Source organism: Bradyrhizobium ottawaense (assembly GCF_002278135.3).
In the GTDB taxonomy this organism is placed as follows: Bacteria; Pseudomonadota; Alphaproteobacteria; order Rhizobiales; family Xanthobacteraceae; genus Bradyrhizobium; species Bradyrhizobium ottawaense.
The window spans coordinates 5,136,908-5,151,744 of the sequence record NZ_CP029425.2; the positions used below are offsets into that span (position 1 = coordinate 5,136,908).

18 protein-coding genes and 1 pseudogene are annotated in these 14,837 nt (G+C 59.9%); 15 read left to right on the forward strand and 4 right to left on the reverse strand.

What is annotated here, in order from left to right; all coding sequences use genetic code 11:
- Positions 1 to 161 precede the first annotated feature (161 nt).
- A complete protein-coding gene (locus CIT37_RS24750; RefSeq protein WP_244611271.1) occupies positions 162 to 527 on the forward strand; it encodes a helix-turn-helix domain-containing protein in 366 nt (121 codons plus the stop codon).
- Positions 528 to 623: 96 nt separating this feature from the next.
- On the opposite strand, the gene CIT37_RS24755 is transcribed toward CIT37_RS24750, so the two are convergent.
- The 3 genes from CIT37_RS24755 to CIT37_RS24765 all read right to left on the reverse strand — a co-directional run bounded on the left by CIT37_RS24755 (position 624) and on the right by CIT37_RS24765 (position 4,765).
- A complete protein-coding gene (locus CIT37_RS24755) occupies positions 624 to 2,711 on the reverse strand; it encodes a hypothetical protein (RefSeq protein WP_152036349.1) in 2,088 nt (695 codons plus the stop codon).
- Positions 2,701 to 4,293, reverse strand: coding sequence for a VPA1262 family N-terminal domain-containing protein (locus tag CIT37_RS24760; protein ID WP_152036350.1), 1,593 nt, complete (start codon positions 4,291 to 4,293; stop codon positions 2,701 to 2,703). Before CIT37_RS24760 ends, CIT37_RS24755 begins: the two co-directional genes overlap by 11 nt.
- Before the next feature lie 103 nt (positions 4,294 to 4,396).
- On the reverse strand, positions 4,397 to 4,765 hold the full coding sequence (locus CIT37_RS24765; RefSeq protein ID WP_152036351.1) for a hypothetical protein: 369 nt from the start codon (positions 4,763 to 4,765) through the stop codon (positions 4,397 to 4,399).
- A 522-nt stretch (positions 4,766 to 5,287) separates the two neighbouring features.
- Between CIT37_RS24765 and CIT37_RS24770 the strand changes: the two genes are divergently transcribed.
- The 12 genes and pseudogenes from CIT37_RS24770 to CIT37_RS24815 all read left to right on the forward strand — a co-directional run bounded on the left by CIT37_RS24770 (position 5,288) and on the right by CIT37_RS24815 (position 12,046).
- On the forward strand, positions 5,288 to 5,551 hold the full coding sequence (locus tag CIT37_RS24770; protein WP_152036352.1) for a hypothetical protein: 264 nt from the start codon (positions 5,288 to 5,290) through the stop codon (positions 5,549 to 5,551).
- Between the two features lie 81 nt (positions 5,552 to 5,632).
- Complete coding sequence (locus tag CIT37_RS24775; protein ID WP_095425849.1) at positions 5,633 to 6,214, forward strand: hypothetical protein; 582 nt, start codon at positions 5,633 to 5,635, stop codon at positions 6,212 to 6,214.
- Between the two features lie 647 nt (positions 6,215 to 6,861).
- A complete protein-coding gene (locus tag CIT37_RS24780; RefSeq protein WP_152036353.1) occupies positions 6,862 to 7,215 on the forward strand; it encodes a hypothetical protein in 354 nt (117 codons plus the stop codon).
- A gap of 5 nt (positions 7,216 to 7,220) precedes the next feature.
- Positions 7,221 to 7,403 carry a hypothetical protein gene (locus tag CIT37_RS24785; RefSeq protein ID WP_095425847.1) on the forward strand — a complete coding sequence of 61 codons (183 nt, stop codon included), beginning with the start codon at positions 7,221 to 7,223 and terminating at the stop codon, positions 7,401 to 7,403.
- A gap of 113 nt (positions 7,404 to 7,516) precedes the next feature.
- Positions 7,517 to 7,960, forward strand: a complete 444-nt coding sequence (locus CIT37_RS24790; protein WP_095425846.1) for a hypothetical protein — start codon at positions 7,517 to 7,519, stop codon at positions 7,958 to 7,960.
- Positions 7,957 to 9,870, forward strand: coding sequence for an LA2681 family HEPN domain-containing protein (locus tag CIT37_RS24795; RefSeq protein ID WP_095425845.1), 1,914 nt, complete (start codon positions 7,957 to 7,959; stop codon positions 9,868 to 9,870). The genes CIT37_RS24790 and CIT37_RS24795 overlap by 4 nt, the downstream gene beginning before the upstream one ends.
- Positions 9,867 to 10,652, forward strand: coding sequence for an enoyl-CoA hydratase/isomerase family protein (locus CIT37_RS24800; RefSeq protein ID WP_095425844.1), 786 nt, complete (start codon positions 9,867 to 9,869; stop codon positions 10,650 to 10,652). The genes CIT37_RS24795 and CIT37_RS24800 overlap by 4 nt, the downstream gene beginning before the upstream one ends.
- 4 nt (positions 10,653 to 10,656) lie before the next feature.
- The gene (locus tag CIT37_RS24805; protein ID WP_095425843.1) at positions 10,657 to 10,866 is read left to right on the forward strand and encodes a hypothetical protein; all 210 of its coding nucleotides are present in this window, start codon (positions 10,657 to 10,659) and stop codon (positions 10,864 to 10,866) included.
- Between the two features lie 10 nt (positions 10,867 to 10,876).
- Positions 10,877 to 10,981 (forward strand): annotated as a pseudogene (locus tag CIT37_RS40210) (hypothetical protein); the annotation flags it as partial.
- Positions 10,982 to 11,130: 149 nt separating this feature from the next.
- Positions 11,131 to 11,295, forward strand: a complete 165-nt coding sequence (locus CIT37_RS40215; RefSeq protein ID WP_414645290.1) for an acyl-CoA dehydrogenase middle domain-containing protein — start codon at positions 11,131 to 11,133, stop codon at positions 11,293 to 11,295.
- A 305-nt stretch (positions 11,296 to 11,600) separates the two neighbouring features.
- The gene (locus CIT37_RS24810) at positions 11,601 to 11,759 is read left to right on the forward strand and encodes an acyl-CoA dehydrogenase family protein (RefSeq protein ID WP_210210275.1); all 159 of its coding nucleotides are present in this window, start codon (positions 11,601 to 11,603) and stop codon (positions 11,757 to 11,759) included.
- Entirely contained in the window at positions 11,735 to 12,046 is a 312-nt protein-coding gene (locus CIT37_RS24815; protein ID WP_095425841.1) for an acyl-CoA dehydrogenase family protein, read from the forward strand. The genes CIT37_RS24810 and CIT37_RS24815 overlap by 25 nt, the downstream gene beginning before the upstream one ends.
- Positions 12,047 to 12,085: 39 nt before the next feature.
- Here CIT37_RS24815 and CIT37_RS24820 read toward each other — a convergent pair whose 3' ends face one another.
- A complete protein-coding gene (locus CIT37_RS24820) occupies positions 12,086 to 12,985 on the reverse strand; it encodes a LysR substrate-binding domain-containing protein (protein ID WP_095425840.1) in 900 nt (299 codons plus the stop codon).
- Between the two features lie 93 nt (positions 12,986 to 13,078).
- Here CIT37_RS24820 and CIT37_RS24825 point away from each other — a divergent pair, with 93 nt between their 5' ends.
- Entirely contained in the window at positions 13,079 to 13,795 is a 717-nt protein-coding gene (locus CIT37_RS24825) for an HD domain-containing protein (protein ID WP_095425839.1), read from the forward strand.
- Complete coding sequence (locus CIT37_RS24830) at positions 13,761 to 14,744, forward strand: Bug family tripartite tricarboxylate transporter substrate binding protein (protein WP_095425838.1); 984 nt, start codon at positions 13,761 to 13,763, stop codon at positions 14,742 to 14,744. Before CIT37_RS24825 ends, CIT37_RS24830 begins: the two co-directional genes overlap by 35 nt.
- Positions 14,745 to 14,837: the final 93 nt, after the last annotated feature.

Sequence of the window (14,837 nt, forward strand, 5' to 3'; positions counted from 1 at the left end):
TTCCTGCAGCGCTTCTGGCAGGCTTCCAATTTGGACCGGAGGCCTGATGACCGAGGCTGAACTGTTCAAAAGAGCTAAGAACCGCTTCAACGAACGCGACTTGCCGAGCTCGGGCGGAGGAACCACTTGCTTTCTTCGCGTGAACGCGCGGTACTGGGCACATGAAGCACCACGAAACTATGCGTCCTAAGACAGGAGCGATCGATAAAATCATTGGCGAGCGCATAAGAGCGCGCCGTATCGCCTTGAGCTGGACTCAGCAGAAACTCGGCGCACTCCTGGATCTCAGTTTCCAGCAGGTTCAAAAATATGAAAAGGGCGAGAACCCCGTTCCGCCTTCCACGCTGGCGCAGATCGCCCGCGCGATACGGACGGATATTCAGTGGTTTTTTGGTGCTACCGAGACCGGCGTTACCTCGCATTCGGAGCTTCGCGAGCCGATTGAGGTTACGTCCGCATTCAACCGACTTGGAAACGCAAAGCTGCGGCGAAGCGCGCTCGCGGTCGTGAAGATATTGGGTAACTAACCAATAAACTCGATGTCGCCGGTCGCCCTCGGCTGGCTGTCGGGCAGCGCGCATACGAGGCGCACGGTGTCGGCTGGCCGACCAATCGCATCAACTTTATGTCGCTCGATCATCGGTCCCTGCCGGACGATCAATAAGTCGACGGCAATAGGAATGGGCGAACGACGGATCCGCGCGCAACTGAGCGCGTTCCGGTCCGTCCGTCAAAACCGCTTTCCCAAGCATCTCGGCGATCGCGGCCCAACGCGGCGCGATCGGCTCCCAATCCTGGTATGCGCCCTTCCAAAGCGCAGCGATAACGCTTAGCAAATGCTCCCTTTCAGGGGACGCGCTGGAGGCGGTCGCCAGGTCAAGAAGGGAAAGCATCTGGCACATCTGGAGGGTTTGGCCCCTGCTCGACAAAGGCAACGTTGCCACGCGCCGAAACAATTCCGAGGCAAGTACTTCATGCTTGCTCACGAGCGGGGGCGAGGACCAAAGTGCAAGCGCGCGGGCGAAATCAGGCAAATCTTCCGCCAATCCCCAAGCTTCTCGCTTAGCGTCGGGAATGGGTAGATGGCCCATCTGCTGGACGGATTGGGCCGTCAAGGCGAAGTAAAGAGTATCGTTGGGAGTACTTCTCGCCGTGAGGAGGGTGAAAGCAAACGACAGCGCCAGTTCATTCAAGCCCGCGACCTTGTCCCGCTCTCCCTCGGGCATATTGTCAACAACGGTGAAGGCAAAGCGGCCAGCGCACGCGGCGCGCGCCATGATGGCTTGCCACGCCTGCGGCTTGCGCCCTGCAATGAAAGGCTGCACGACCAACGCAGTCGCGGCATCAGCAACCCCTTTCACGAGATCACTTGTGCGCTTCCCCGCGCCGCGCTTGTCATCTGCGTAAAGCAGGATGAGAGACCGCGCCGCCCACGTGGAAAGCGCATCGAATGTGCGTTCGTCCGGATCGAAGTGCTCGATCGAAATCTCGCCCGGCTCCATCTTGAGGCCTATGAATTCCTTCAACTGGTCGATGTTCTTCTTAAGCAGACTGTTGCGGCTTGCTTGATGGGAAAGCTTCTCAGCAAGGCGGTGACGCATTTCGGCCGTTCCGGCAAAAATGTTTTCCAGAGCCGCCATCTGGCCCTCAGAAAGACCTTCGCGAGGCCAAGCATGCGCGAGATCGGAGAGCATTTTTTCGATCTCGACGAGCACACTCTCATGCCGCTGCGCGCCATGCTCCGTTCTCGCCCGCAGCATACTCACTTCAGCATCTGCATTGTGAGGACCACCGACCGCCGCCTGGGGATTCTGCTCAACGTATCGCAGGCGTGCGACTTCTCCCTTGCCTCGATCCTCCAACCAGTTACGCTCGTGAACGGCGCGCTTGATCCACATCCCCGTCATCCAGACAGTATCACTCGCCTCGATGCCGCCTTCTCCCAGCCGTTGCATGCAATCCTGGAAGCTTGGTGGCTCCCGCAACCCCGGAGGAAACACGACGGCGGCGGCGCCAATACAACAAATCGCAGCATTCCTGCTCCGCAACAGCGGCGCAATCATCGCTTCGCCGTCGAACGGCAAAGCCATCCAAATCGCCGCGCTTCCAATCGCAGCCAAGCCAGGTTGATTAGGATGCGACTTGATCCAATGGTCAATAACGCGAGGATCAAGCGCCAAAACAATCCGGACCGAAAATGTCAGGCCGTAACGTCCATCGTGAAGACCGTCCCCGTGCTCCAGACGGTTGACCGCCTCATCGAACGTACCCCAACTAAAATCCGCGCGGGAAAGCCATTGGGCCATGGCAATCGTGTTGAACTGCACTGGATGACGGAGTTTCGCATCCCTTGCGAATGCCGCGCCAAGGATCTTTTCCAGAGCTACGCGCCTACCTAGCAAGCGCAGGGAACGGATCAGCGGCTCTTCGAGGGCGATATGCGATCGGGCCGCGATTTCACCCAAGCCATGTAGCACGTCACCAAGCTCATGCGGGTCCCTCGGCAGTCGCCTGAGTGCCATTTTGGCCAGCCGCGTGACCAACGCGCCGTCGGCCCTCCAGTGGCCACCGCGCTCTACGTGGATTAACCGGCATAGGCGCGCATGAATAAGGACCGTGCGATCAGTCGCGTTGCGGTTGGGTGAAAGTAACCACTTCAACGCCGATCGGACGCTTGGCAATTCCTGCAAAGTCGGCAGGTTAGCTGGCATTGGCTGGCCACCGGAAGCTTGTGGTAAGTGTCCTGTTCCTGGCTGTATCACGACCGTCGCAGAGCCCCTCGATGTAACGCTGAATCTCACGACCGACGTCAGGCGAGAAGAGGCTCATGGAAAATGGCCAATTTCCTGCGATCCTGTTGATGCTGTTCGACAGCAGGAACACCTTATCAGGCCCCTCGTGCGGGTAGAGGAGCAGATAACGGTCATGGAACGCCTGTTGCTTTCCATCGATGAGATTGACGATCGACAACCGCGGATTCAAGAACGGCTCGATTTGGCGAAGCGCGGCCTCGAGCTTCTCCGTTGGATCGCGTACTGGGTCGAGTGCGACATTGGTATCGGGGTCGACGGTGGCCCAGCTCGTGATGATTGAGAGATGAATGTCCTGGCTGCCGAGCCGAAGCGCAAAGCGCACGAGTGCATCCGCCCCGAACCAAGGATCAACAAGCACGGCCGCACGTATTCGGCCACCGTTGAGAAGGCTATTGAGATGCGCGATAGCCCCTACTTCCCCCTCGACCCCGCGCTCGAACCATCGATCTTCGCTAGGTTTCGGCAGCTGCGCCGCAACCAGGCTCGACATCTCGTCCGCAAAGTGTCGCCATGAGCCTTTGGCAGGGCCACCGACCATGGATCGATGGGAGGAATGCGAAATGACGGTAGAAGCCTTGGAAACCAATGCACGCCCCGCGCCAACGACACGCTGGGTGAGATCGTCCACGATCGTCATCTGTCGGCCGAGCGGCATCATGACGAAGCCCACGCGGTTCACAAAGTTGCCGCGCTCGAAATGGAGAAGAGTGTCTCCAGTCTCGTCGAACAGTCGGAACTCGATTTGGTCAAGCGGCTCTGAAGCAGGGACGGAAACGCGGCGTTTGTCTTCCGGTAAGGCGATCAGGCGGTCGAAAACGATGTCGCCAGCCGCGCGCCCGACCACATGGGCGCGGTGCGAAGTCTTGGCGAATTCCGGTGTCCGGCAGATGTCGATGGTTTGCGGGCCACCAAGATCTCTTGCGGTCTCGCGGGCGCTCTCGATCAAAAAGGGCGGTGAGCGCTCGAGCCAGGAGTTGAGTTCGAAGATCTCGAAATTGCCGAGACGCGCCGCATACTTGTCCTTGAATGGAAAATTGAATTCCTCATTCAGAATAGTGAGCACGGCTTCGAGTGCCCTCTCGGCATCGCCCAAAAGCGCCTTTAGGCTGGGAAGAGTATAGAAAAGACGGCCGCGAACGGCCGATTGGCCGAGTGCCTCTTGAATAACTAATCTTGTCGCGGCGACCTTAACCTGAAACGGGAGCTGTCCCAGTAGCGAGCCGAGATCGATGATGCCGGCGTGAAGCGCATCTTCAAAAAGCTGGAAGGTTCCGTTTCCTACCGTGCGCTGGGCTATGCGCACATGGCCGACGTCAGCGAGCGGAATCCCGTGATCGTTGCTCCATCCCGCCGGCCGAGAGACGCGCGCGGCACAGCCGTACACGAAGCCCCCTCCGCCTTCGCGCTCGAGCCAGCAAATCCATATCCACCATGAACCAGCCGGACGGGTGTCAGAGGTATTTGCTTCACTAATGGTCATTGTCTTTGCTTGAAAAGCGCCATGCGGGCTGATCCCGCTATTTCAGCACGCCCAACAGCAGCCCGATAGAGTAACCTTCCTCTGAAAAAGAGTTGACTACAGATCAAACGTCCGGCGAGGGGTCTTCAGCGATAGCCCTGCGGCCTCGATCCATGCACACAGCTCGCGCCAATCCCGCCCACGAAATCCTGGCGAGCGCAGCATGAACAGGGCGGCATCCTGCGGGCTGAACTCTTCCTTGCCGCAAGCCTTCGCCAGCGAGGTCCGCAGCCGAGGGGGGCAGATGCAGATAGTTTGGCTGTTGCGGCAAGCTGGCCGCTCGTCTTAGTTCCGCTTCACGCTGGAGGCGACCCTCTTCGCGGCGGATGATATCGCGCACCCGCGGCGTGGAGATGCCATAGGCCTTGCGGATCGCGGCATAGGTTTCATCGGATTTGCGACGTTGGAAAATATCGCGGTTGCGCGCGCTCATGTCCGTCATTGCCTTGGCGTGACATGACGGCAAGGCGCAAATGCGGCACCTTAAAAGACGATAACGCGCACGAGGCCGATCGATAACCTCGACCGCTCCCCGCATTGAGATTTGCACGCCTGACCTTCCAAGTCGGTGAATGCTGCAATCCACACGCCGGGATTGTAGCCGGTCGCAGAGCTGCTAAGCTGCCATCCTTGCTTAGGCGCTGTGGCATGGGGAGCAGCAGCTTTGGGTGTAATGGGCCTCGTTGAGGTGACAGCCAGTACTCTTGCTTCGTTGCTTGGCTTTTGGATATTGGGCGGCATTTTAGTGAGGGTTGTAGGTATTTTTGCGCCAATCGATGACTTATCCCCGGTGCCCCCCGGGACCGCGAACATCGCACATGGCTGGGAACGCCATCTCGGTCTCGTTTTTATGGGCGGCATGTCACCTGTCTCATCTATCTGTGGGGTCAGATCGGTACCCACTATTGTGGTTGGGCGGCGCAGCGCTTGCAGTGGCCGGCGTTGTGATCGCGGCTTGGACTGGATCATTCTTCGCGCGATTCATCGGAAATACCGGGACGCAGATAAAGAAATCGCGTTGCGGGCCGAGCGAATTGAAATGCTCGGCTTCACCCTGGTTACCATGGCCATGCTTTTTGTCTGGTGGCGTGCCTGGGCTATTCTTAATCAAGAATGGGGCGCGCATGACTGGGGCGAAAACCTGCGAAATGCCGCCATCGCGAATTTTGTTAGTGGACCGCTGTTTTTTGGTTCTACATCTTCAAGGGCAACACGCTAACGGAGTTCACAGCGCTCAAAGCCGAGGAAGGTAGAGTGCCAAGACGGCTTAAGCGTGAGAAACAGCCGGAGTAATCCACGCATGCCTGAGCTGGATCTCGTCAAGCTTGCAGAAGGCCGGAAGGCATTGGAGGCGTGGCAAACGCCGGAGCAATTCAAGGCCAAGATCGACGCGCTCGCCGATGCGGTCGACAGCGAAGCGCTGTTCAATCGCAATGAAACACAATTCCTTCGCGATGCCATGACCCTTGAGACGTTTACGCGCTACCGGGCAACCGAACAGGTTCGGCTCGCTTCCGCTAATGACCAATGGCCCGATGGCTTCATCGGGACGCCGAAAGAGCCGGTCAACATCGAAGTCACGGAAGTGATGGAGGAAGGGCGAAAGCGGGGAGACGAATACAAGGAAGGTGCGCAGCCCCTCGACGGCAATGCAGAAGACTGGAGACGCCGCGCCCTGGACATTCCGGTTCAGCTCGAGAAAGCCATCAAGCGCAAGAAGAACAAGGGTTATGGCAAGAAGTGCAAGCTTGTGATCTATCTCAACATGAGCAACTACGGCGTCCTCCAAAAAGAGACTGAGGCCAAGATCGCAGCCATCAAGGCAAAGTACGCAGCCGACTTCCAAGAAATCTGCGTGCTGTGGCAGCAGAAGCTTCTCTAGGCGCCCTACCCGAGCGCCGGCCTGGCAGTTCCGCGAACCGGCGATGGCCGGACCGATGCGGCGTAGTGGGGCCGCGTTCGCGACAGCGTGAGGCCGTTCTGTTCCCAGCCAGAGGGGCCGCTTCGCCGAGGCCACGGATGCGCTTGAACCACACGTCGTAGGACTCCCCCCGCAGGCGGCGAGACATTCGTTGGAAGTCCAGCACGATGTTGCACCAAAAGCCATTGTCCGTAACTCTTCATGATCCTCCAGCTCTGTTGCTGGGACCATTCTACGGCTTAACGCTGAAAGTAATGGGAGATGACCGCTTTAACCACGTAAGCGGTTCGTTTGCTGGACGGCTATTTGTAGGGACGTCCGGCCGGTCGCTTCACAGCGGCGGCAGACATCGGCGACGAGGCGACCAAGCGTACCGGACCGCCGCAGCCAACTCAGCAAGAAGCCGATAACGCGAGAAGTGACCCACTACAGCGGACATGGGCGAAAACCCCGACCAAAGAAACAAAGATAGAACTTCCTTAACGAAGCTGAAGTCAACCGCTCCGTTTTGATATTGAGTCCATTGATGAAATTTCCCTCGGAATGTGGTTTGACCGTGCCGATCTCTGGTTCCAAATTGCAAGCGGCACGTAAATCGAGGAGGCCACATGTCGGATGCAAGAGGAGCTTCAAAGGCCCTGAGGGGCGCGAGCAATCGCCTTGGGAAAAGGCTCGGGCAGGCCGTGAAGCACACGCGGAGCCCGCGTGCCGATTTTGACCAGTTGCTGAAAGACGTGCGCGATCCCCGCAAGCTCGCGCAGTCCTACTATCTGATGGGTTTGAAGCGCGGGCTCAACAAAGCGACCGACTACATGCTGGACGGCACGTTCACTTTCGACAAGCAAGGCGACCTTCGCTCGCCCAAGAAACTTAAAGTCGACGTTCGGCTCGGATTGCCTGGCCAGTCAGTGAAGCCGCGCTCATTCAAGATCAACGCCGACGACTTTGGTTTCGACGACTGAATATCATGTCCCCCCACAGCACCGAAGAGCATGACGAGTGGATGCGCGCCCCCTGGCACGAAGCGGGGGATCTGCAAAAGCCCCTGCCCGATGATCAGCTCGTCGACATTATGCGCGGCGCCGAAAAGGAAGATAACGCAGCTAGCTCAACGGTTTTGAAATGCGCTTTAGCAAATCAGAAATATTAGCGACTTTCGAGCGCGAAGAGCGCTCCTACCGGCTAGCATTACTATGCAGCCATTATATTCGCGATGTCGAACGCTATCAACCAAATGCCGCGGACCTCGCTTCGAAACTTTCGATGAAGGTCGAAGACCGTTACGTTAATTTCACTGATTTGTCGGGTCCGCTCTCCGACGCGCTCGGGCGCGAGCGCTTGTCATCGGAGGTGCTGGTAACGCATCTCCATACGCTCATTCGGGCACCCTACGAGCTTCTGGACGACTACTGCCAAGATTACCAGAACTCCATGCCGACGCGGCAGTTACGCGACGAGATGCGGTCCCAAGATTGGCACCCCATCGCGTCGATTATTCGCAACGCAGTCTCTCATAACTTCCGCTTGAAGCTCGACAGAGTTCGCAACAAACTACCGCTAACTTGGCGCACGATCACGATATCGGCGGACATGGACGGGCAGCCCCTTTCCTCGATGACCTTCTGGCACAAACCAGGTTACGAATTGTTCTTGGAAATGCAGGCGTTTGCAGAGGCCTTGCCGGAGCTACCCCCGAAGCAGCCATGACGCAGGGTCACAAAGTCTATCTCAGCAAGCTACTGGCAATCAAAGACATCACGGCCATTTCCATCGAAGAGGCCCTGCAACGAACCGCGCTTCTTGTCGATTTGTCGAGCCAACTGGATTGCCCTGAAGGCACCGAACTTGCTTTACAGTGGTGCGACAGTATTCAAGGCTGCCCGCTAACTCCGGGTCAACGTAGTTTGCTCGAGTTCTATCGGGCGAACGCGTGGGACGACGCCCGCAAACGAAAATACAACGCCGAGGATTACGCCTGGATTTGGGAACAACCCGAGCTGCGAAGCCAGCTTCTAAGCTTGCGCCGCGCTGCACAGGTCGAAGGCCTTACGGAACTTCAACCGGTCGAACGATCCCAGATATTCACCAACTTGGGCAATCAGCTTAACAGTGCTGGTCGTCTCGTCGAAGCAGGCGAATATTGGACGCGCGCCATCCACGCGCACCCGAAGTTTGCCATGGCGCTCGCGAACCGTGGCTACGCTTGGTACAATTATGCCCGCGCCCATTACGACCCCGGTCATCAGACTGTCTTCCTCTACCGAGCCCATCAAAGTCTATCCGCAGCGCTGGCAAGAGGAGCAGACTGGGGGAGCGCGCCCGACGGCGCGCGCGATTTTTTCGTCGATCTTCGCGCACGCATCGCCAAACTGATCGATGTGAAGCGCCTCGCAACAGATTTAAAGCTTGACGGCTATGGGCTCGGCCGGTCACGCAAGGAACGCGGCTATCGGCGTTGGGCTCTCGACCATATCTTATTCCTCAATCCCCTCAATGATCTGGGAAATAGCGATATAGCGGCAACGGACGCGCTCTCACTTCCATCCTATCGAACGCCGTTGGACGACGGCCCGACTTTGATTGCCTTCTTCAATCAAATGAAGCAGGAATTTGCATCAGCAAGATGGCTGCTCTTTGAGGGCATCACCGATGATGCCCCGCATTTTTCAGACAGGGACACCAAGCTCCACGACACCCTAGATGACCCTGGCTATTCACTTTCGATCGAGAAGACAAAGTTGGCATTCCGGTCGGCTTATTCGCTTCTCGACAAGGTCGCCTTTTTTCTCAACGACTATCTCAAACTAGGCATTCCCCTCGCTGCTGTTTCCTTCAGGTCGTTGTGGTTCGAAAAGAGAGGCAGCGCAACGCTAAGGCCGGATGGTCATGACCGATCCGCCGCTCACGCCGCCGCTCCAAGCCGCCCCGGTGGAAGGATGACGAGATCGCTTTCCGATGGTAGTTCGACGATGCCCTCGGGCAGCGGCAATCGGTGTGCGTTCAGCGTGATCGCGGTAGCGGACGAATCCATCGACGGTGCGACACTCGCGCGCTGGCGCACGGGCGGCATCGTTGGATTGCGCTTCACCGAAATGCGCACGCCGTCCGGCGAACGCTATCCCGGCAGCGTCGGCTTTGCGGCGCTTCATGCCCTCGCGCCGCGCATGCGCGAGATCGGCCTGAACGCCCAGCTCTGGGCCAACGCATCTCAGCTCGCGGAGCATCTGCCCGGATTGCTCCGGCTCGGCGTGCCGCTCGTGATCGACCACATGGGGTGCCCGGATCCGCGCGAAGGTCCGGACGAGCCGGCCTTTGCCGGGATTGTCGATCTGCTCGCGGACGGCGCGCTGTGGATGAAGCTGGTGATCTGCCGGCTCTCTGCCGGCGGATCGGACTACGCGCGCATCCGGCCCCTTCACGATCGCCTTGTCGAGCGCGCCCCGCACCGGCTCGTGTGGGGCTCCGACTGGCCCTATGTCCGCATCCAGCCCACGCCGGACGCCGGATATCTCGCCGACGTCGCTCAGGATTGGGTCCAAGACGACGAGCTCATCCGGCGCATCCTGGTCGCGAACCCGGCCAAACTCTACGACTTCAATGAGGAGGAAAAAGCATGAGAGGGTTAGAAGATATCGAGCGTTTTCGTATCGCGGTCGAGGCTCATGTTGCGACCGTCACGATCACCGCGCCACCGGTGAATGCGCAGGACCGTCGTTTCCGCGAGGAATGCATTCGCGTCTTTGACGTGCTCGGTGCTGACGTTGACGTCCGCGCAATCGTCCTGACGGGCGACGGCAAGACATTTTCCGCAGGTGCGGATCTTTCCGAGCGCCCCGGAATCCTGGCCGAGCCCGGCGGGTACTCGCGGCACAACCGGCTGGTTCGTGCGTCTTTTGATTGCGTGCTTGAATGTCCGAAGCCGGTGATTGCCGCGGTCAACGGCGCCGCGATCGGCGCGGGCTGCGTCCTTGCGCTCGTGTGCGACATCCTCGTCGTCGCCGAGGAGGCGTTCTTGTCCATGACCGAGGTCGACTACGGTCTTGCCGGCGGCGTCCGTCACGTGCTGCGCGCCTTCAGCCCTTCCGATGCACGCCTGATGATCTACACGGCCAAGCGCGTCTACGGACCGGAGCTGCTGCGAATGAACGCTGCATCCCTGTGCGCGCCGAGGGCGAAGCTGCTCGAAGAAGCCAGCTCCATTGCACGGACCATTGCCGACAAGGTTCCGCTCGCCGTGATTGCCGCGAAACGCTCGTTCGGCCTTACCGAGGAAATGCCGCTCCGCGACGGTTATCGTTATGAGCAGGGCCAGACCGCCGCTTTGGCGGAAACCGAGGACACCAAGGAGGCGCTGGCGGCGTTCCGCGAAAAGCGAAAGCCGGTCTTCAAGGGCCGGTGAGATCATGCCGCAGGATACGAAGGCGCGAGAGCTGGATCGCCTCGAAGCCCTGAGCGACGAGGCCTTCCGGCTCGAGCTGCGCGACTGGATCGAGGCCAATTATCCGCCCGGGATGGTCCGCTATCCCTCGCGGCGCCTGTTCTGGCGCGAGAACCGCGAATGGTTCATGCGGTTGTCGGCAAAGGGCTGGATTGGCGCCGAGTTGGCCACGTGAGCATGGCGGCATGGGGCTGTCGGGCACGCGCCAGCTCATCATGATCGAGGAAATGGAGCGTTTCGGCGCGGGGCGCGTCAACGATCAGGGTCTCGTCATACTTAGCCCGCTGCTGATCCAAAATGGGAGCGACGAACAGAAGAGGTTTTTCCTGCCGCGAATTCTGTCCGGAGAGCACGTCTGGGCGCAGGCATATTCCGAGCCGGCGCCGGATCGGATCTCGCCTCGTTGCGCCTCGCCGCCAGCGATCACTGGGACCATCGGGTGCTCAATGGGCAAAAGACCTGGATCACGCTGGGATCGGACGCGAACTGGGCTTTTGTGCTCGCGCGCACAGAGCGTCGCTCTACACGAGGAGCTCGGCCGGGGGCCCGTTCCCGAATCCCTGATCGCCGGGAGCCTGGCAGCTCAGGCGCTGGCTCTCACTAACGAACATCGGCTGCTGGAGCGAGTCACCGCAGGCGACACTTGCTGGCGCTCGCTTGGCAAGAAGTGCCGGACGGACCGGGGCTGAGCGACGGGATTGCACACTCCAGGCTATTCGCTCCTATGACCGGGGCCGCGGAGCTCTACCTCGTCCCGGTCGCCCAAAAAGGTGGTATTCATCTCCTGCTGTTCAATCCGAACGAACTGTCTATCCTTCCACACCTGCAACAGGACGGAACGACAGTTGCGGCTGTTCAAATTCCCGTGGGTCACGGCCGCGTGGTGTCAGGAACGTGAAGGACGGACTGATGCAGGCGCTTGATGAAGCTGCCCTGGCCACTGCCGCGTACCTGCTCGGGCTCGCACAGCGAGCCTTCGAGATCACCCTCGATTACCTCAAACAAAGGCAGCAGTCGGCCAGCCGCCTGCGGCGTACCAGGCCTTGCAGCATCGGGCAGCCGCCCTGATGATCCAACTTGCCCTGACCCGGGTCAGCATCGAGGGTGAGTCAATTGAAGCAAAGCGAAACTCCGACCCGATGACGCGCATCCTGGCGGTCTCGCGGGCCAAAGCAAGAGCAAGCGACACAGCCCTCCCAATGACGCGGGAAGCCTTGCAAATGCATGGGGCGATCGGCTGGGCCGACGAATGTGATATCGGTCTGTTCGTGCGCAAAGCGCTTGCGGTTGCAAACCAGTACGGGTCCGCCTTGGCTCACCGCACCCGCTTTGCGCGATTGGCCGCGTCAGTATAATGCGCCGCGGGTTCGATCAAGAACCGAGGATGCGAACGCTCATCTCAAACCGCTGTCAGCCGTAACCCTCTGCACCACGCCGGAAAACTCTTCCACGAGACGAGAAGCCGGCCGTTTTGTTCCTTTCAGCAACCGCGCGACACTTTGCAGGCTTGGCGCGAACGGACGCGTGACGAGATCATTGGTTCTGGCACCGAGCAGCCCGAGCCCGTCCAGGATCGCGATGCCAGCACCGGCACGGACCAGCTCGCAGGCGATATTCGACTGCGACGCCTCCACGGCGATGCGTAAGCGTAGATTCGCCTCGGCAAAGGCAATAACGATTGCAGCCCCGATCGACAAATGCGGACCAGGACAGATCACCGGCTCGTCCGCAAGATCGGGCGCACTCAATGCATCTTTAGCTGAAAGCCGGTGGCCGACCGGCAGCACGCAGCCGAGGTTCGTCGTGCAGAGAATAGTGCTCTCAAGGGACGGATCACCGATCGGGCCGACGGTCAGGCCGAGATCAGCTCGCCCTTGGGCGACGCGGGTGACGACCTCCGGCCCTGTCATCGTTTGAATGACAACCGAGACGTCCGGCCGTTCGGCGCGAAAGCGCCGGACCGCTTGCGGCACAATGGTGTGACCGAAGCCGGTCACGGTCGCAACCGTCAGGAGCCCCGCCCGACCGTCGCGAAGCTCAAGCGCCAGCCGTTGGGTGTGCTCGATCGCCGCGAACACGTTCATAACCTCTGCGAAAAGGCTCTGCGCCTCGCTCGTCGGTTTCAGTCGCTTCTTCTGGCGCACGAACAGCCTGAAACCGAGACGTTCCTCCGCCTGTTGCAGCATCCGGCTGACCGCCGGTTGCGAGATATTCAAGGCGATGGCGGCGCTGGTCACCGAGCCTGACTGCATCACGCATCGGAACACGTCCATCTCGCGTACGCTGATCGCCATATATAACCCCAGGGCATGAACTATGATCAAATCGGTATTTGAAACTATGTTATGAGCGGCGGCAACATGGATCGAGACGAATAATGGTTGTCCATGTATTTCCTTGATCGACGCCTGCCCCGGCCCATCACAGACGCGCTCCGCGCGACGGTGCTCGAGGATCTGCCCGAACTTGCGCACATCCGTGATGACGAACTGCGCCGCAAGGCCATCGAGGCCTGGGCCTATGCCCTGGCCGAAACGGATTTTCCGCGGCTCACCGCCATTCCCGGAGAGGCGACGCCCGGCGTCTTCGCACTGAAGCGGGGCAGCCAGGCGGTACACCTGCGCAGCGTGGCCCGAATCGCGATGGCGATCGCAGACGACTTCGCGCAAGAATTTCCCGAAACCACCGTCGACTGCGACATCGTTCTGGCGGGTGCACTGCTGCACGATGTCGGCAAGGCCTGGGAGTTCGATCCGGCCAACCGCAGACGATGGGACGCGGACAAGTCGCAGGCCGGCTCGCCCGCACTGCGCCATCCGGTCTACGGCGCTCACGTCTGCATTGCGGTGGGGCTGCCCGAGGAAATCGCGCACATCGCACTCGGCCATTCCTACGAGGGCGACCTGATGCACCGCAGCCTCGAATGCCTGATCGTCCATCGCGCCGACCACATGTGGTGGTCGATTGCAGGCGGCTTCGGCCTGCTCAAGCCGGAAACGGCAGGCATGCTGGAAAGCCGGAAAATATCGCCGCGCGCTTTGCGTCCGGCAAAAGCCCGGGAGAGACAGGATGACAGTGGCGAGAGCGCTGACGCGGCGGGCTAGCCTTGGCCTGCTCGGCGCGCTTGCAACTCCCTGGCTTGCCCGCGCGCAGAGCGATTATCCCAACCGGATCATCAAGCTGATCGTGCCCTACGCGGCCGGCGGGAGCAGCGATGTCGTCGCGCGTTTCATCGCAGAGCGCATGCGCGAACGGCTGGGGCAGTCGATCGTCATCGAGAACCGGCCGGGCGCGGGCGCGATCATTGGATCGCAATTCGTCGCAAAGTCTGCATCGGACGGCTACACGCTGCTGCTCGGTGGCGTATCCACCCACGCCGTGAATCCGCATCTGCGTAAGCTCGCCCCCTATGACGGGATCAACGACTTCAGTTCGCTGGGGTTGATCGGCACCGGACCTCTGGTGGTCTCCGTCAATCCCGGCGTGCCCGTCTACAGCCTGCAGGAACTGATCGCCTACGGCAAAGCCGACCCAGCCAAGCTCGCCTACGGGTCTGCGACCGGCGTCATCCTGCATCTCGCCGGCGAGTTGCTGAAGAACATGGCCGGCTTCGAGATGTTGCATGTTCCCTATAGCGGCAACGGACCGGCGCTGACAGATGTGCTCGGCGGAAGACTGCAGGTGATGATCGACGCTGTCGGCAACTCGTCGCCCTACATCGCCGAGGGAAAATTGCGACCCTTGGTCGTCCCATCGCAGCAGCGTACGCGGCTGCTGCCGGACGTGCCGAGTTCGGCCGAGGCAGGCTTGCCCAACTATCAAGTCGAAACATGGTTCGCGCTCTATGGTCCGGCAGCGATGTCGGACGAAACCATCGGCAAGATCAACACGGCACTCAATGCTGTGCTGCAGGAGCCCGACGCGGTGGCTCAGTTCGCGAAGGTCGGCCTCGAGCCGCGGGCTACGAGCCCGGATCAAGCGGCTGCGCTGCTGAGCGCGGAATCGGAGAAGTGGGGAGATGTCATCCGTCGGATCGGGCTGCAGGTTGAATAGGATTCTCGATTGGCTGCCATCGCGGCTTTCGAGTGCGGAAACACGCCTACCTCGCGACGTCGGCAGGACCGCGCCGTAGCAAATGAATGCGAT